Source organism: Phytoactinopolyspora limicola (assembly GCF_011320225.1).
In the GTDB taxonomy this organism is placed as follows: Bacteria; Actinomycetota; Actinomycetes; order Jiangellales; family Jiangellaceae; genus Phytoactinopolyspora; species Phytoactinopolyspora limicola.
On sequence record NZ_JAAOEN010000002.1, the window covers coordinates 680,583 to 697,111 of the forward strand.

Annotated in this window: 18 protein-coding genes and 1 riboswitch; of the genes, 7 read left to right on the forward strand and 11 right to left on the reverse strand. The window is 68.3% G+C overall.

Annotation, left to right across the window (positions count from 1 at the left end):
- Window positions 1–20: 20 nt before the first annotated feature.
- Together G8760_RS08815 and G8760_RS08820 are read left to right on the forward strand one after the other, a co-directional pair.
- On the forward strand, window positions 21–659 hold the full coding sequence (locus G8760_RS08815) for a TetR/AcrR family transcriptional regulator (RefSeq protein ID WP_246222481.1): 639 nt from the start codon (window positions 21–23) through the stop codon (window positions 657–659).
- A 242-nt stretch (window positions 660–901) separates the two neighbouring features.
- Complete coding sequence (locus G8760_RS08820) at window positions 902–1,126, forward strand: DUF3107 domain-containing protein (protein WP_166349833.1); 225 nt, start codon at window positions 902–904, stop codon at window positions 1,124–1,126.
- A gap of 107 nt (window positions 1,127–1,233) precedes the next feature.
- On the opposite strand, the gene G8760_RS08825 is transcribed toward G8760_RS08820, so the two are convergent.
- Window positions 1,234–2,484 carry an MFS transporter gene (locus G8760_RS08825; protein WP_166349836.1) on the reverse strand — a complete coding sequence of 417 codons (1,251 nt, stop codon included), beginning with the start codon at window positions 2,482–2,484 and terminating at the stop codon, window positions 1,234–1,236.
- A gap of 88 nt (window positions 2,485–2,572) precedes the next feature.
- Here G8760_RS08825 and G8760_RS08830 point away from each other — a divergent pair, with 88 nt between their 5' ends.
- Entirely contained in the window at window positions 2,573–3,091 is a 519-nt protein-coding gene (locus G8760_RS08830; RefSeq protein WP_166349839.1) for an RrF2 family transcriptional regulator, read from the forward strand.
- On the opposite strand, the gene G8760_RS08835 is transcribed toward G8760_RS08830, so the two are convergent.
- Window positions 3,042–3,707: a ferritin-like fold-containing protein gene (locus G8760_RS08835; protein WP_166350076.1), complete on the reverse strand. Its 666-nt coding sequence runs from the start codon at window positions 3,705–3,707 to the stop codon at window positions 3,042–3,044. The genes G8760_RS08830 and G8760_RS08835 overlap by 50 nt on opposite strands.
- A 263-nt stretch (window positions 3,708–3,970) precedes the next feature.
- Between G8760_RS08835 and G8760_RS08840 the strand changes: the two genes are divergently transcribed.
- Window positions 3,971–5,494 (forward strand): DEAD/DEAH box helicase, encoded by a 1,524-nt coding sequence (locus tag G8760_RS08840; protein WP_246222482.1) that lies wholly within the window; start codon window positions 3,971–3,973, stop codon window positions 5,492–5,494.
- A gap of 153 nt (window positions 5,495–5,647) precedes the next feature.
- Here G8760_RS08840 and G8760_RS08845 read toward each other — a convergent pair whose 3' ends face one another.
- The 8 genes from G8760_RS08845 to G8760_RS08880 form a co-directional block, all read right to left on the reverse strand.
- Window positions 5,648–6,541: a L,D-transpeptidase gene (locus G8760_RS08845; protein WP_166349842.1), complete on the reverse strand. Its 894-nt coding sequence runs from the start codon at window positions 6,539–6,541 to the stop codon at window positions 5,648–5,650.
- 177 nt (window positions 6,542–6,718) lie between these two features.
- Window positions 6,719–7,582, reverse strand: coding sequence for a RecB family exonuclease (locus tag G8760_RS08850; protein ID WP_207782162.1), 864 nt, complete (start codon window positions 7,580–7,582; stop codon window positions 6,719–6,721).
- Window position 7,583: 1 nt separating this feature from the next.
- Complete coding sequence (locus G8760_RS08855; RefSeq protein WP_207782163.1) at window positions 7,584–8,537, reverse strand: PHP domain-containing protein; 954 nt, start codon at window positions 8,535–8,537, stop codon at window positions 7,584–7,586.
- Between the two features lie 92 nt (window positions 8,538–8,629).
- Entirely contained in the window at window positions 8,630–9,271 is a 642-nt protein-coding gene (locus G8760_RS08860; protein WP_166349845.1) for a DUF6758 family protein, read from the reverse strand.
- 103 nt (window positions 9,272–9,374) lie between these two features.
- On the reverse strand, window positions 9,375–9,845 hold the full coding sequence (locus G8760_RS08865) for a YflT domain-containing protein (protein WP_166349850.1): 471 nt from the start codon (window positions 9,843–9,845) through the stop codon (window positions 9,375–9,377).
- Window positions 9,846–9,984: 139 nt separating this feature from the next.
- Complete coding sequence (locus G8760_RS08870) at window positions 9,985–10,491, reverse strand: HNH endonuclease (protein WP_166349853.1); 507 nt, start codon at window positions 10,489–10,491, stop codon at window positions 9,985–9,987.
- 392 nt (window positions 10,492–10,883) lie between these two features.
- Window positions 10,884–11,585 (reverse strand): lysophospholipid acyltransferase family protein, encoded by a 702-nt coding sequence (locus G8760_RS08875; RefSeq protein ID WP_166349855.1) that lies wholly within the window; start codon window positions 11,583–11,585, stop codon window positions 10,884–10,886.
- 63 nt (window positions 11,586–11,648) lie between these two features.
- On the reverse strand, window positions 11,649–12,443 hold the full coding sequence (locus G8760_RS08880; protein ID WP_166349857.1) for a hypothetical protein: 795 nt from the start codon (window positions 12,441–12,443) through the stop codon (window positions 11,649–11,651).
- A 270-nt stretch (window positions 12,444–12,713) separates the two neighbouring features.
- Window positions 12,714–12,819, forward strand: a riboswitch (TPP riboswitch).
- Between the two features lie 103 nt (window positions 12,820–12,922).
- Between G8760_RS08880 and G8760_RS08885 the strand changes: the two genes are divergently transcribed.
- From G8760_RS08885 to G8760_RS08895, 3 genes are read left to right on the forward strand one after another with little or no spacing between them, the layout of a single operon-like run.
- Window positions 12,923–13,582 carry an ECF transporter S component gene (locus G8760_RS08885; RefSeq protein ID WP_207782165.1) on the forward strand — a complete coding sequence of 220 codons (660 nt, stop codon included), beginning with the start codon at window positions 12,923–12,925 and terminating at the stop codon, window positions 13,580–13,582.
- A gap of 4 nt (window positions 13,583–13,586) precedes the next feature.
- The gene (locus G8760_RS08890) at window positions 13,587–15,167 is read left to right on the forward strand and encodes an ABC transporter ATP-binding protein (protein WP_166349861.1); all 1,581 of its coding nucleotides are present in this window, start codon (window positions 13,587–13,589) and stop codon (window positions 15,165–15,167) included.
- Window positions 15,168–15,169: 2 nt separating this feature from the next.
- A complete protein-coding gene (locus G8760_RS08895) occupies window positions 15,170–15,970 on the forward strand; it encodes a CbiQ family ECF transporter T component (RefSeq protein ID WP_166350084.1) in 801 nt (266 codons plus the stop codon).
- Window positions 15,971–16,070: 100 nt separating this feature from the next.
- Here the strand turns inward: G8760_RS08895 and G8760_RS08900 are convergent, their stop codons facing one another.
- A complete protein-coding gene (locus G8760_RS08900) occupies window positions 16,071–16,424 on the reverse strand; it encodes a DUF3499 domain-containing protein (protein WP_166349863.1) in 354 nt (117 codons plus the stop codon).
- Window positions 16,425–16,529 lie beyond the last annotated feature (105 nt).

The following is a 16,529-nucleotide window of genomic DNA, read 5'->3' on the forward strand; positions in this document are numbered from 1 at the left end:
GTCGACATGGAGGTAGACAAGTGACCGCCGTGCCGGACGTACCACCGCGCGGTGTGCGCATGCCCCGCGGCAAGCGACGTGTTCACCTACTGCGGGCCGCCCAGGAAGTGTTCGTCACACACGGATATCACGCCGCGGCCATGGACGAGATCGCCGTCCGCGCCGGCGTCAGCAAGCCGGTTCTCTACCAGCATTTCCCGGGCAAGCTGGAGCTTTATCTTGCCCTGATCGACACGGCCACCGACGGGCTACTGGCCGGCTTACACCGAGCACTGGCCTCCACCGGAGACAACAAGCAGCGCGTGATCGCCGCGGTCAACGCCTACTTCGAGTTCGTCGACGATCAATCCGGGTTGTACCGGTTGCTGTTCGAGTCCGACCTCGCCAACGACCCGGCCGTCCGCAGCCGGCTCGACCGGCTGACCGAGGTGTGCTCCACCGAGATCAGCGCGATCATCGCCGAAGACACCGGCCTGTCCCGGGAGGCATCCACCCTGCTAGCGGTGGGACTCATCGGGATCGCCCAGGTGACGGCCCGGTACTGGTTGGTCACCAACGGCACCATTCCACGCGAGACAGCAGCCGAACTGGTGGCCACGCTGGGCTGGCGCGGGATCCGCGGGTTTCCACGCCTGGACGCGACCGACGACGCCCCGTGACGCAACGACACCCATGACGTCATCCCGGGAGCCGGGTATTCCCGGCGTGCGCCGGCTTCGCTTGCGGCGTACAGCCCGGTCGGTCCGGCATCACCTCGGCTACGCTGGCTTGTGGTCAAGACAATGAAGAGGTCACGCGATCTCCCATGAGGTCGCGCGCTTAGGGGCAGAGCCCCTATCCGGGTGACCTCGAGGGCAAACATCCGGGTATCGCCGGGTACGTAGACGCAGGAGAGGTGACCGTGGAGGTCAAGATCGGCGTGCACAACGCCCCGCGCGAATTGATCATCGAGAGCGATCAGTCACCGGAGGAAGTCGAGGCGGCCGTCCGCAAAGCTATCGAAGGCGGCGTCTTGCTCGAACTGACGGACGAGCGTGGCCGCAAGGTGCTTGTTAAGCCCGAACATCTGGCATACGTCGAGATCGGCGAGCCGGTTGAACGCCGCGTCGGCTTCGGCGCGTTGTAAAACCTGCCTGGCCGTACTCCCGGCGCGCCGGCCAGCCCCATAGCGACCGGCGCGCCGGCGTCGTTTCCGATGCGGAGGCGGCGCCGCCGTGTGTCACGCCATGGCACCTAGTCGGCTGGGGTCAGCCGGATGATCGGATACAGGGCGATCAGCGTCACCACTGCCAGCAGCCCGAATGCTTGGGTGAACCCACCCAGCACATCCCGCAGGACACCCACGACGAGTGGGCTGATCGCCGCACAGCCGTAGCCGACGAAGAATGCCATCGCGCCTAGCCGGCTCGCTCCATCTGGGTCGACGCTGGCGACGACGGGCAGCATGAGCACGAGCGGGAACAGCCCACCGTGGCCGATTCCCAGCAGCAACAGCCACACCCAGGTCGGAGTCCCAGGGCTGGCGGCGAGCCCGAGAAACCCGATCGCGGTGACGACGGCACATCCGGCCAGCGCCGGACGGAGATCGCTGCGGCGGCCCAGCAGGGAAGGCACCATGAGCATGGCTACCACCTGCACACAGATCATGGCGGTGAGGAGCACTCCCGCCCGCGCCTCGGTGTACCCGGCGTCGTCGTGCAACAGCGGCGCCACCCAGGCCAGCTCACAGTAGTAGAGCCCCGAGTTGATCGCGGAGATCGCGGCGACCCGCCACGCCGTAGCGTCGCGCCACGGTAGTCCACTGGTAGCCGGACCCGCTGCCGTCCCGGACCGACGGATATTCAACGACGGCGCCGCGGCGGCCCACATGACCATCCCCAGCACCGCCAGCACCGCCCACGACGCCAGCGCTCCCGGCCATGACCCGACAGCCTCGGCTAGCGGGGCGCTGGCCCCGGCCGCGATCGCGCCGCCAAGCCCGAGGCCGGCGGTGTAGATCCCGGTGACGAGTCCGGCACGGTCGGCGAAGCGAGCTTTGACGACGGCGGGTAGGAGGGTTTGGGTGACGGCGATCCCGGTGCCGACGACGGCGGCACTGCTGAGCTGGATCCAGGTTGCCTCGCCGCCGACGCGGGCGGCCGTGCCGACCGTGACGACGGCGAGCCCCAGCAGGACACCGGCGTGTAGACCCCAGCGCCGGCCGACGTAGGCGGCCAGGGGCGCGCACACCCCCATGGCGAGGGTGGGGACAACCGTCAGCAGCGACACCCCCGTCGCCGAGAGGTCGAGGTCGGTCCGGATGCGGTCGACCAGCGGGGATACCGCGGCTACCGCGGGGCGGAGGTTGAGGGCGGCCACGAAGAGGGCGACGGCGGCGAAGCCCAGCCTGGTGCGGTCGGACATCGCCGTGGCCGAACCGCCGGGCTGAGCGTCGGCCGTGACAGGAGTGACTGGGCTGGGCGGGCGACCTGAAACACGCGCCATGCGAACTGCTCCACTCTTCTCGGATATTCAATGTCCGAGTTATATCACAACTCAGACAGCAAACATCCGCGTTGGGTAGGCTACGGCTATGCGACTGTCGAGCGGCGTCGAATGGGGCCTGCACTGCTGTGTCACGCTGAGCCAGAGCCAGCATCCGGTGCCCGCGTCCAGGCTCGCCGAGCTGCACGGAGTGCCGCAGCCCTATCTCGCGAAGCAACTTCAGGCGCTGTCTCGCGCCAACCTGGTGGCGTCGACGCAAGGGCAGGCAGGTGGCTACGAGCTGACCCGACCGGCCAGTCAGATCACCGCACTCGACGTGGTCGTCGCCATCGACGGCACCGAACCAGCGTTTCGCTGCACCGAGATCCGCCAGCGCGGACCCCTGGCGGCGGACCCGGAACGGTGCCTGCTCCCCTGTGCTATAGCGCGGGCCATGGCCACCGCCGAACAGGCCTGGCGATCCGCGTTGGCCGAGATCACCGTCGCCGACCTGGCCGAACAGGTCGACGCGGACAGCGGCGGCACAGCGCTGGAACGCCTACAGAGATGGTTCTCCGCTACGACGCCAAGCCCAGCTTCGCCATCCGGGCCGCGTGGTTCTCGGTGAGCCGCGCGAACACCTTCCCCAACTCGGCGAGGTCCATCCCCGGCCGGCCCGGTCCACCCACGATGATCGCGGTGATGGCCTCGCGGTCGGCCGCGACCCGCTGAGCCTGCGCAAGCGCCTCTCCCACCAGACGCCGCCCCCACAAGGCGAGCCGGCCGGCCACGCTGGGATCCCGCTCGATGGCGGACCGGACCCGATCGACCACGAAGTCGGCGTGCCCAGAGTCGGCGATGACCTCGGTGACCAGCGCACGTGTGTCGTCGTCGACCGTGGCGGCGATCTCGCGATAGAAGTCGGTGCCGATCTGGTCGCCGACGTAGGCCTTAACCAAGCCTTCCAGCCAGGTGGACGGCGCGGTCTTGGCGTGGAACTCGGTGTACGCCGCCCGGAACGGCGTCATGGCCTCGTCGGCGGATACACCCAGCTCAGCCAGCCGGTCACGGATCCGCTCGAAGTGGCGGAACTCCGCTACCGCCATCCCGGCCAGGGCAGCCTGATCGGAGAGCGTGGGCGCCAACTCGGCGTCGGCCGCGAGCCGCTGGAACGCCAGCAGTTCCCCGAGGCCCATGGCACCGAGCAGGTCGACGATGCCGGCGCGGTACTCGGGATCGTCCATATGTACATCCACGCCAGCAACGATATCCGCAGTTGCGGCGGCTGGCTCACGAGGCGATGAACTCCGCTGTCGACGGCGATGAGGAACCTGCCGCGGCCACCCCGGACGCGTCGTGCGTCACACTTGCCCACGATGCCGTAGACTGGCCTGCTAGTAATGACGATGCGTCCGGACCAACTGGGCGCTCCCGAGGTCGATTCGGACGCCTGCCGGCGCGGCGCTTGGCGCCACGGTTGAGTTCCGCCGTTGAGCAGCCCTGCAGCGTGCACTGTGGACAACACCTCGGGGTTACCCTCCGAGATAGTGAGGCGAACACTCTGACCACCTTCAGAGATCTAGGGGTCCTACCCCCCATAGCCGACGCCCTTGAGCGCGTCGGCATCACTGAACCTTTCCCCATCCAGGAGCTGGCCCTGCCCAGCGCACTGGCCGGCAGCGACCTGTTCGGTCAGGCTCGCACCGGCACCGGGAAGACCTACGCGTTCGGGCTCGCGCTACTGCAACGCGTGGTCAGCCCGGACGAGCGGGATTACGCCGAGGCCGTCGTGCCCGGCAAGCCGCAGGCACTCGTCATCGTCCCCACCCGTGAACTCGCGCTCCAGGTCGCTGGCGACCTCGAAACAGCGTCGACGATACGCCGGGTCCGGGTACTCACCGTCTACGGCGGCCGGGCCTACGAGCCGCAACTCAGCGCGCTGAGCGCCGGGGTAGACGTCGTCGTCGGCACTCCCGGACGCTTGCTCGACCTCGCCAACCAGGGCAAACTCGACCTCGGGCAGATCAAGGTCCTCGTGCTCGACGAAGCCGACAAGATGCTCGACCTCGGGTTCCTGCCGGACGTCGAGAAGCTCATCAGCCGCACGCCCGAACTGCGCCAGACCATGCTGTTCTCCGCCACCATGCAGCCAGCGGTGGTCAGCTTGGCCCGTCGCTACATGCGCAACCCGTTGAACATCCGAGCTGAGACCGGCGACGAACAACAGACCGTGCCCACCACGGCGCAGTTCGTCTACCGGGCGCACAGCCTCGACAAAGACGAGATGGTCGCCCGTCTGCTCCGCGCCGAGGGCCGGGGCCGCACCATCGTCTTCAGCACCACCAAGCGGGCAGCTCAGCGCCTCACCGACGAGCTGACTGAGCGTGGCTTCGCGGCCGCGGCCGTCCACGGCGACCTCAGCCAGCCGGTACGGGAACGCGCACTGCGGGCATTCCGCAACGGCAAGGTCGACGTATTGGTCGCTACCGACGTCGCGGCGCGTGGCATCGACATCGAAGCGGTCACCCATGTGGTCAACCTCAGCTGTCCCGATGACGAGAAGACCTATCTGCACCGCATCGGCCGCACCGGCCGGGCCGGCGCCGACGGGATCGCCGTCACCTTCGTCGATTGGGACGATCTCCACCGCTGGAAGCTGATCAACGAGGCGCTCGACCTCCCCTTCGCCGATCCACCGGAGACGTACTCCAGCAGTGAGCACTTCTTCCGTGAGCTCGGGATCCCGCCGGGTACCAAGGGCCGGCTTCCTGCCGCCGAACGCACCCGCGACGGACTCGACGCCGAAGAGGTGGACGACGCCGACAAGGGTTCGGAGCGACCAGGACGGCAGCGTCGGCGGACCCGACGTGGCAGCTCCGGCTCGCATGGCGGTGGGCAGCGCACCCGCAGCCGGTCGGCGCGTTCCGAGCCTGCGGTGGAGTCCACCGAGGTTTCCGAGTCTCGGCCGCGCAAGCGGGTCCGGCGACGTACTCGTGCGGGCCAGGCGGTCGACCTTCAAGCGTCGGAGTGATCGACCGGCGCTCTGGTCACCACTGTCCTCCCCGACTTGTCAGGCCGGACAACTCCGTGAGCTGCACATCCGGCAGCGCCGAGCCTGACAAGTCGACCGTGAGTTCGGCGTAACCGACTACACATCCGACTTGTCCGGGCCGAGCGCTACCGCTCAGGTGCGGACAACAACCACGTCCGTGCCGACCGGCGCAAACTCCCACAGCGCCTTGGCATCGTCGAGGTCTTGCCGGATACACCCGTCGGACAACGGGGTTCCCAGTTCGGACAGCGTCTGCGCGGCGTCGCCGGAGTCTTTGTAGACGGGGATGTCGTGGAAACCGATGTTGGAGTTCTCGCCCCGGTGGAAGCGGACCATGTAGCGCATGGTTTCTTCCAAGGTCCAACTGATGGCGTCCTCCGACTTGGAGAACACCTGGTACGTACCCTCAGGCAGTTGGTCGTAGCGGCTGCCCGACACCATGTAGGTCCGTTCGACGTCGCCGTCCTCCGCCACCAGCCACACCTGCTGGCCGGTGATGTCGAAGACGACCCGTTTACCCTCACCGCTGTTGTCCGGCAGGGGCGCGGTCGCTTCGGGTTTGGCGTTCGGGTCCGGGTCTGGCTCGTCGGTCGAACCGTCCTCGTCCAGCTCGTCGTCGGCATCGTCGTCAACCTCGTCGACGTCATCCGGCTCACCGGAATCATCCGGCTCCTCCGCCGTGGTGTCGTCGGCATCGTCGGCCTCGGCATCGTCACTGAGCTCGGCGCGATCGATGATGTCGCTCAACGTGCCCAACAGCCGGCCCGGCTGCCGCGAGCCAGACCGCGACAGACCCCCGGGGTCGCGGTCGATGGTCATCTCACCGCCGCCCGATGCGAAGCTCTCCGGAGTGAACTCTGGATTGTCGGCATTGTCCGCAGCACCGGTGATGGCGACGACGCCGGTGGCGACGATCGCGCCACCGGTCACCACGCCGATGAGCCGGAGCCGGAACGACGGACGCCTGGGAGTGGCCGCGTGTGCCCTACGACCTGCTTTCGCAGGCTTACCGTAGCGTCCGGGCATCCGCCCTCCATCCTTGAGCCGACAACGGCCAGCACGTGTCAAGATCACGCCAACCATACGACATTTGCCCATCCCGTCACCGCGTCAAACGTCAGATCACTGATCGTCGTTCCGTTCCGGTGCACTGACCCGGGTGACATTCACCACGCCGCGTCCCGCCGCTCCCGTCACCAGGCTTCACGCGGTATCCGCGAGCCCCGCCCAGGACGCACGGGTGGGCACCGCCGTCCGGCCCTCCGGGCAGTGCGCCCGGTAGTCGCACCAGCCGCACAGGGCCGAGGGCCGGGCAGGAAAGGTGTCGTCGCCAGCCTGTCCGGCTCGGAACGCCTCGTCCGCGGCGCCGCACTCGCCGGCGATGTCGTCGGCCCGGTCCAGGTGCCGGGTCAAACTCAGCTCGTCATGCTCCCACGACACCACCTCTCCGGATGGCAGGTGATGCAGCTCGACCCTGCGGCACGGCCGCCGCAACGTCCGCGCGGCGGCAGCCGCGTATACCGCCAACGCCAACGACGAGCGGGCGTCATCGGTGGTCAGCAGGTGCCGGCCGGTTTTGTAATCGACAACCACCAACTCCGTATCCACGTCGTCGGCCCGCTCGTCCACCCGGTCGATGCGGCCGGTCAGCGAGGTGCCGCCATGGATGAGCCCGACAGTGCGCTCTACACCACGTGGTTCGTCGGCCGGGTCGAGCCTCGTGACATAACGCTCCACCATCACCTGCGCCTTGCGGCGCCACTGCTCGACCTGCTCAGCGTCGCGGAAGCCGTCGGCGGACCAATATGTCGAGACCAGCGCCCCGGCCTTGGCCACGGTCCGGGCCTCCAGCGGCAGCCGCCACCACTCGGCCAGCGCGTTGTGGACCGCCGCACCGACGGTGTTGTGTGCCCATGGCGGACCTTTGGCTGGCGCCGGACGGTCGAGGTAGGTGAACCGATACCGTCTCGGGCAATCCAGCCACGTCGTCAGCCGTGTAGGTGTGGCTCGATAGAGCCGCCGGGGCATCCCTTCGAGGGCCTGCTGTCCGGCGGTGGTGTCGGTCATCTCATGCCTCCGCTCCGGGGCGCCGAGTGCCATGCGGCGTCCGCTGGCCCACCCGCTCCAGCAGACGCTCCCATTCGGCCGGCTCGGTGGTATTCACGCCCAATTCGTGCCCGTTCTTGCCGGTGCCGTGGTAATCACTGGATCCGGTGACGACGAGGTCCAGCTCGGTAGCCAGCTCCCGGAGACCGGCCCGTTCGGCGTGGTCGTGATCCTGGTGATCCACCTCTACGCCGTCGAGCCCGGCCTCGGCGAGGAGGGTCAGCATGGTCCGGTCGAACAGCCGACGCGAGCCGCGCCCCCATGGATGGGCCAACACGGCCACACCTCCCGCGCCGTGGACCCAGCCGATCGCGTCGACGATGTCCGGCGCGTACTTCTCGACGTAGCCGACGCAGCCGTACGACAGCCAGGTCGCGAATGCCTCGTCCCGGCTGGCCACGTACCCTTTGGCGACCATGACGTCGGCGACATGCGGCCGGCCGACGGCGGAGGCACCCTTCGCGTGGGCGAGCACCTCGGACAGCTCTACCGGTAGGCCGGCTTGGGTGAGCCGAGTAGCGATCCGCTGCAGCCGGTCCCGGCGGTCCAGGCGGATCCGCGCCAGCTCACGCGCCAGCGGACGGTATCCGGCGTCGACGTGGTAGGCCAGCAAGTGCACGCCGTAGCTCTGGCAGTGGGTGGAGATCTCGACGCCGGGTACCAGCTCCACGCCCTCCTCGGCCGCTGCCTCGTGTGCGGCGTCCCAACCGTCGTAAGTGTCATGGTCGGTGAGGGCGACGACGTCGAGCCCGTGGCGGCGGGCCTGCCGAACCAACACCTCTGGCCGGTCGGTGCCGTCGGAGACGACGCTGTGCGTGTGCAGATCGATGCGCAAACCTGTTCCCAGTGTTGTCGACAGCACATCCCCCGGTGATGTCTCCACCTGGACGTGCCATTGCTCATGTGGTCTCGCCACGCCGCGGGCGAGCCGGGCTCATGACGATGATGCGAGGCGGTGCCACCAGGTCCGTGGGCCCGATGCCACCCGAGGTCCGCGTGCCCTCCACCCTAATGATCGTAGCCGGGACGGAGCCAGGGCGGCGGAGTACCGTACGGCAGCATCTCCACCTCTCGCCCGAGATCTCGAAGGTCTTCCAGGCCGAGGTCTTCAAGGAGCAGCGCACCGGCCGTCTGCGGGTAGAGGATCATCCACAACCAATGGCCACCGGATTGGCCTGCGTATACCGCATGTTTCGGGTCGCCGTCGACACACCACAAGGGGACCCGGCGACCGTTGAGCTCTACTCTGGCATGCGGCTCGGACCGGACCACCTCGCCGGGGTCGACGGCGTCGAGCCCAGCGAAGCCTGCCCCCAGGCCCACCCCTTGCTCCTCCGCCACCACGACCAGATCGGCTGCCCCGCCGAACGGGTTCGGTCCGCTGATCGCCACCGCGGTGGCCCGAACCCCGGACACATCGTCACCGGCGTGGGCGAGGGCACCCACCACCCATCCGTGCATGAGCGGCCACGGCAGCCACAAGGGCACCGCGGAACGCTGGCTGATCTGCCGGATCAGCGGAGCACTCGGTACCAGCATCGGCGTCACCGGATAGACGGGACCATGCTGGTGGCAGGTCCATCGACTGGACCAAGGCCCCGGGGGTTGTGGCGCGGCGCCACACCGCGGACAGGACAGTTCACCTTTCACCCGGTTGACGCTCCCCGCTTACGTCGTTCACGTCAAGCACTTCGGCCGACTGGTGCTGGATCACGACGCGAAGGTCCGGGTGGGGCCCGCCGTACACGTCCATTCACCCAGTTTGCAAGGACAGCCGCGCCAAGTGGTTACGAGCGTCTTCGGCGTGCTGGTGCTGGCAGTAGATCTCGTATCTGCCGGCGACGATGACACTCTTGGAGGTGAAGTCACGACGACCGCCGGTCAACGCGTAGCCGACCGCGCCGAAGATGGTCATGAACAGCGCTCCCCACGCCATACTCATGACGATGATCGTCAGCCACCCCTCGTCGGTGAACAGGCTGAGCAGCAAGCCGACGAACAGACCTAACCAGGCGCCGGTGGCCAACCCGCCAGCCAGCGCCTTTCCCCACGTCATGCGCCCAGTGACCCGCTCGACCTGGCGCAGTTCGGTGCCGACGATGGCGAGGTGCTCGACCGGGAATTTCCGATCGGCCAGGTAGTCGACCGCCCGCTGCGCTTGCTCATACGCATCGTAGGTACCGACGACCATCCCCGTCGGCAGCCCTGGGACCGGACTGACCATGGCGGACCTCCTCGTTTCGCCCCGCGTCACTCCTATGTTCGCACTATTCCCGGCCGAAGACACCGGAGCCGCACAGACACATCCAGGCAGATGGAGGTCAGACTTCTCCGCGAACGGCACCCCAGTTCTACGCGAAGTTCTACGCGAACGAAGCGACCAGCCAGTCGGGTAGCCGTTCGGTCTGCCGCACCCCGAGCGCCAGCACCAGGGCTTTCTGAACCTTGGGCTCGAAGGGCACCACCAAAAGGTGCATGCCTGCCTCATCCGGGGTGCGGTCCGCCTTGAGCTGGTTGCAGGACACACACGCCGCCACGGTGTTGAGCCAGCTGCGCTGGGCACCTCCTCGCGAGGTGGGCACGATGTGGTCGATCGACTCGGCGCGCCCGCCGCAGTACCCGCAGCGGCGGTTGTCCCGATCGAGGACGCCGCCGCGCGACCACGGCAGCCTGCGCCGGTATGGCACCCGTACGAACCGCACGAGGCGGACGACGAGGGGCGCCGGGAACTCCCGGGTCGCCGAGCGGATGATCCGGCCGGAGTCGGCCTGTTCTGTCACAGCTTTCTCAGTCAGCACGAGAACGATGGCCCGGCGAACAGAGACGACAGCCAGTGGCTCATACGAGGCGTTCAACACCAGCGTCTGCATCCGCCCGGTTCCTTCCGTGACATCGGCCGCTCCTTTACCTCATCTCGTAACGCCGCGCTCCTGCTCCGCCAGAGCCGGACGCGTGGCTCCACAACGCCCGTGGTGGGTCCAGGTGTTCATAGCTGCGGGTTCGCTCCTCACGTCCGGCATTGTGTCTGGTTCGGGTTCACAACTTTGCTTGTATGGGCGAATTGTAGTTAAACCTTCGACGAGACCGGAGTTCAGCCTTCACGACATCGTGTCGACGCTCAACCGAATTTGATCGCCACCCTACGAAAGGGTGCAACACACCGCCCTGACCTGCACTTTCAGTCCGCCCATGGCCGGAGCGGGCAATAGGCCGACTGCCTCCGACGACGGTGGGCCGCGGTAGGCCGCATGCCCGGTGAGGGTCAGCGGGTCGCGGGTTCGGCCGCCAGCGACCGCCACACGTCCGTGACCCGTTGCTGTACGAGGTCGACGGCCTCCCGGATGGCCAACCCGCGTAACTCCGCCGGCTGGACCGGCTCGCCCACTCGAAGACGGATCGTGGGGCGACGCACGATGGACGTCAACGCCCCGCCGAGGGTACGCGCGACGGAACCGGCGCCGATCTCACGGGCGTCGTGATGGGCCACCGGGACAACCGGCGCCTGAGCGTCCAACGCCAGGCGACCAACGCCGAACCGGAACCTGCGCGGTGAGCCGTCCGTGGTCGCCGAGACGTCGCCTTCGGGGTAGATACCAACGATCTCGCCCCGGCCCAGCGCGTCCCTGGCCGCTCGCAAGGCCACCGCACCAGCTTGTCGCCAGCCCACCTCCACCATTCCGGCGTGCCGGGCCAAGGGTCCGATGAATGGGTTCTTGAACACCATGGACGACGCGATGAAGCGGACGTGCCCGTGGTCGGTGCCACATCCGTCCGCGTTGCACGGGACGCTCGGATGCAGGCCGGCCCGGTGCAGCGTGGACAGCACCGGTGGGACGTCGGCAATGGTCGTGTGGTTCACCGCGATGATGGCCGGACCCTGCACCGGCAGGTGTTCCAGGCCGTCCGATTCCACTCGTCCGAACAGTTTGGTCAAGCCGATGGCGACTGCTCCAACTAGCTCCACGGTCCTATTATCGCGTGCCGGTCTCGTCCGCGTGCGCCCCACTCGTCCGGGTCTGCGCCGCGGTCAGTCCTCGCCGTCGCCTTCGCCGGACTCGTCGCCGCCGTCGTCGCTCTCCTCCGGCAGCGTGGAGGGGTCGATGACGTCGTCCTCGTCCGGCGGGGAGACGTCCACGTCGTCCCCGAAATCGCTGAACGTCAGCACACCCGAACCACCGGAGGCGCCCTTCTCCTCGAATCGCAAAGGCAGCGCTTCTCCCGTGGCCGACACCCACAGCGTTCCACCGGACTCGGAGAACACCAGGCCGACGGCGGGGACGCCACCCACGTCCTGCACAGCCGTCAGCTCACCCTGAACCTGGGAGCCCAGCACGGCTTCGGCGAAGTCGCTGCCCTCGGCGAAGATGCGGAAGCTCGAACTCGACTCTTCGGGGATCAGCAGCCACTTTTCCGCGATGGTGTCGTCGACGTCGGCTCCCACGATGTTCGCGATGGTCTCGACGTCGCTGGTGATATACACCACACCATCCGATGCGACCAGCGTGACCTCGCTGTCCGTGGTGACCGACCCGACCGAACCGGCACCCGTTTTGAAGCTGATATCGATGGTGCTGCCGGCCGAAGTGGTCCCGCTCACCCGGTAGGTACCGGCATCGTCGAGGTTGGCGATGGCCGCGGCCAGCACCTCGTCGGGGGTCAGCTGGTCGATGCCGTTCTCCGCCGGCACGGTCTGGCGGTCGGAGGCGATTTGGGCAATCGGCGCAGCCGTCGGCTCATCTGGATCATCACTACATCCAGTGACGACGACGGTCAACGTGACCACGAGCGCCAGCCCCACCTTGCGGCAACTGGACAGTTGCATCGGCGATGGACCTCGCTCTGATCTCGGATCGAACCTGATATGTGACGCCGTGCCAGGCATGTCGCACGGGCCAGCACGGAGTGTACCCCGCAGTAGCGGCGATCGTCCCGTCCTCGTGACCTGGACCTCATCGCCACAGGCCATACCGGGGTTCACCTGGTGGTCACCTGGATGACTCCCTGCGCCCAGCCGGGGTACGCTCCTGCGCATAAAGGCTGAATCGTCCCGTATTCACCGGTGAACCCGGGCCAATCCAGCCCCACAACTCCATACCCACGACAGGGGAGCGCTGCAGCGCTGAGAGTGCGGGACAGACCCGCAGACCCTCGAACCTGATCCGGATCATGCCGGCGCAGGAAGTCGATACGAGATCAGCTGTGGCGCGCTCGCGGAAGAACCCGTTGGCGCGCTCGTGCATGATCAGGCTCCGCACGATGGAGCTCCCCCGTCGTCCTCTGCCCGACGACGTCAGGAGCACCGTGAGCGCTACGAACCCCAGCCAACAGCCGGCCGCGTCCCAGCCGCCAGGCACCTCCCAGCCGCCAGGTACCTCCCAGCCGCCGGCCCGGGGTCGCCGATGGCGCACCGTCGACATCATCGTGGCCTCGGTTCTTGGGGTCGCTTTCGGTGTGCTCTTCGCCGCCTGGAACAACTTCGTCTACCCGACCGTCTACGCACCACTGAGCAGCACACCGTTCAGCCCCGCCATCGGCGCCATCTGGCTCATGCCGGCCGTGCTCGGCGCCCTCGTGATTCGCCGGCCGGGTGCTGCGCTCTACACCGAACTCGTCGCCGCCAGCACGTCCATGCTGTTCGGCTCCGCGTGGGGGATGTCGGTCTTCCTGTCCGGATTGTGGCAAGGCCTCGGAGCGGAGCTGGTGTTCGCGTTGCTCGCCTACCGCCGGTGGGGAGTTGGCATGGCGGTGCTGGCCGGCGCGGGTGCTGGCCTGGCCATGGGGGTCAACCAAGCCATCGTGTCGGTGCCCGAGTTCAGTCTGGACTGGAAAGCCGTCTACGTCGGCTCGGCCGTGTTCACCGGACTCATCGCCGGGGTTCTGAGCTGGCTACTGGCACGTTCGCTGGCCCGCACCGGCGCCCTGGCGCCATTCGCCGCCGGCCGTGCCCAACAGGAGGTCTGAGCCAATGGGTGTGGATGCGGCCAGCGCCGTGGACGTTTCCCCAACCCCTCCGGCTCGAGTGCGCCTGCGCGGTTGGGGATGGCGGTACGCGGGCCGGCGGGATTGGGCCTGCCGCGGCGTCGACCTCGACATCGAACCCGGTGAACGGGTATTGCTCGTCGGCCCGTCAGGGGCCGGCAAGTCGACGCTACTACGGGCCGTCGCCGGTCTACTCGATCCTGAGTCCGCCGCCGAGCATGAAGGCGAGGTCCTGGTCGACGGGCACCCGGCGGCGACCATGCGGGGCCGGATCGGCATGCTCCTTCAAGATCCGGAAGCGTCCCTCGTCATGTCCCGGGCCGGGGATGACGTCGCCTTCGGGCTGGAGAACGCCGGCGTCCCAGGCGACGAGATCTGGCCGCGGGTGCGCGCCGCACTGGAACACGTCGGGTTCCCCTATGGTCTCGACCGGTCCACCGCGGCGCTCTCCGGCGGCGAGCAGCAACGCCTGGCGCTCGCCGGGGCGCTGGTCCGTCGCCCGTCAGTACTGCTCCTCGACGAACCAACCGCCAACCTCGACCCGGCCGGCACGTCACTGGTGTTGGATGCGATCACCACCGCGTTGCGCCCGACCGAACCCCGAAACGAAGCGTCGGGCCCCCTCGGCACCCCCAACGTGTCGGGGACCACACTGCTGATGATCGAACACCGAGTGGATCTGGCGGCCGGCCTCGCCGACCGGGTGGTGGTCGTCGAGCCGGGTGGTGGCGTCGTCGAAGACGGTCCCCCAGCCGAGGTCTTCGCCCGGCGCGGCGCCGCATTGGCCCAAGCCGGCGTGTGGGTGCCAGATCCGTGGTCGCCCCCGATGCCGGACTGGCAGCGCGGCCCTGGAGGACCGGTCCGGCTGCGCGCCACCCACGTCAGTCGCACCTATCCGCGCGCCATCACCCCGGCGCTCCGACCCGCCAACATCGAACTCACCGCCGGGCAGGCGACCTGCGTCACCGGCCCCAACGGCAGCGGCAAATCCACCCTGGCCACCATCCTGGCGGGGCTCGTTCGACCAGACACCGGCGGCTCCTTCCTCGCCGATCTTCCCCACCGGCCACTACATCGCTGGCGGGCGCAGCAACTGTGCCGACGGGTCGGAACCGTCTTCCAGGACCCAGAGCACCAGTTCCTGGCTCCGACGGTGCACGAGGAGCTACTGCTAGGGCCCCGACGGGCCGGACTCGACACGTCGGTGACCCAGCGCCGGGTGGGTGAACTTCTCGACCGCCTACGCCTCGACCGGCTCGCCGGCGCCAACCCGTACACCCTGTCCGGAGGGGAGAAACGTCGCCTGTCGGTCGCCACCGCCCTCGCCACCGCCCCGGACGTGATCGTCCTCGACGAACCCACCTTCGGACAAGACGCCCGTACCTGGCGCGAACTCGTCGAGTTGTGCCGCACGCTGCGCGACGACGGGGCAACCCTGCTCAGCGTCACCCACGACACCGCGTTCGCAGCCGCACTCGCCGACCAGCACATCGCCGTCCATGACGGAACCGCCACCCCCGTCGGCCCACCACAACCCGTCCCCACCCGGGATCGGAGCGGCCTGTGATCATCACCGGAAGCACCGAAATACCCGGCCAACACAGCCCGCTCGGCCGACGGAACCCGGTCGCCAAACTCGGTGCCGCGTTTATCCCGGCCATCGTGCTACTCGCCGGTGTCGATCCCGTGTCGTCGGGTATCGTCGTCGCCGCCGCCCTGGCCAGCGTGCCCGCATGGGGTCTGCGCTGGACCGATCTCATCCGGCGCGGTTGGCCGTTGGGCCTGGCCATCACCTCCATCGCCCTCGGCAACACCATCTTCACCGGCCGCAAGGGTGGCGCGGTCCTCGTCGACCTCGGCCCCCTGTTGATCACGAGCGAGAGCATGGCCGCCGGCGCCACCACCGGTCTCCGGTTCGCCGCCATCGTGCTGCCCGGGATGCTGGCGGTGTTGACGATCGACCCTGTCGACCTCGCCGACTCGCTCGTCCGCCACCTTCGAGTACCACCCAGGTTCGCCTACGGGTCACTGGCCGCCCTGCGGCTCGCCCCGTTGCTGGCCACCGAGTGGGAGGTCCTCGGGCGCGCCCGCCGGGCCCGTGGCCTCGAAGCTGGTCGTAACCCGGTGGCGGCGCTGCGCCTGTTCGGCGGCAAGCTGTTCGCGCTGCTCGTCGGAGCCGTCCGTCGTGGCACCCACCTCGCCGTCGCCATGGACGCACGCGGGTTCGACGCCCGTGGTCCACGCACCTGCGCCCGGGAGAGCCGGTTCACCCGAGCCGATGCCGCCCTACTCCTGGTGTCGGCGGGTGTAGTCGCGCTGGCCGTCACCCTCGCCGTCGGCACCGGCACATGGACGTCGTCGCTGCGCTAATGGGACTGCTGGTAGGCCCACAACCCGACGTCGGACCTGCCGCTCTTCGATACCGGTTCCGGGCGGCGGAGCTCGGTGCGGATGTGGGCGACGGATCTGGTTACTGATCTGGATTACGGAGGGCCCGAAGGTGCCCACGGCGGGTGCCGGTCTCGCCCGGTGGCTCGGGCTCGGGCTCCGGCGGACGGGCGGCCTCACGCACGGCGTCGGCCAGCGCGAGGAGGTCGTCACTACTCGGCCGGTCAGCGTCCGGATCCGGGGCCAGCCGGATGACCTCCCAGCCGCGCGGAGCGACCAACCGCTCGGCGTGCCCGGCACAGAGATCGTAGGTGTGTGGCTCGGCATACGTAGCCAGTGGCCCTAACACAGCGGTGGAATCAGCGTAGACGTACGTAAGCGTCGCGACCGCCACCTTGGCGCAGGCCGAGCGGGAACAACGACGCGTAGGGCTCACAATGGCCAAGGCTATCCCGCGTGGCCTGGCCGTGCGGGGACGGCGCGCGGACGGGCAACGCGGGGACGAAGGTGGGACGGGCCACGCAGGCAGGCCACGCGGGGC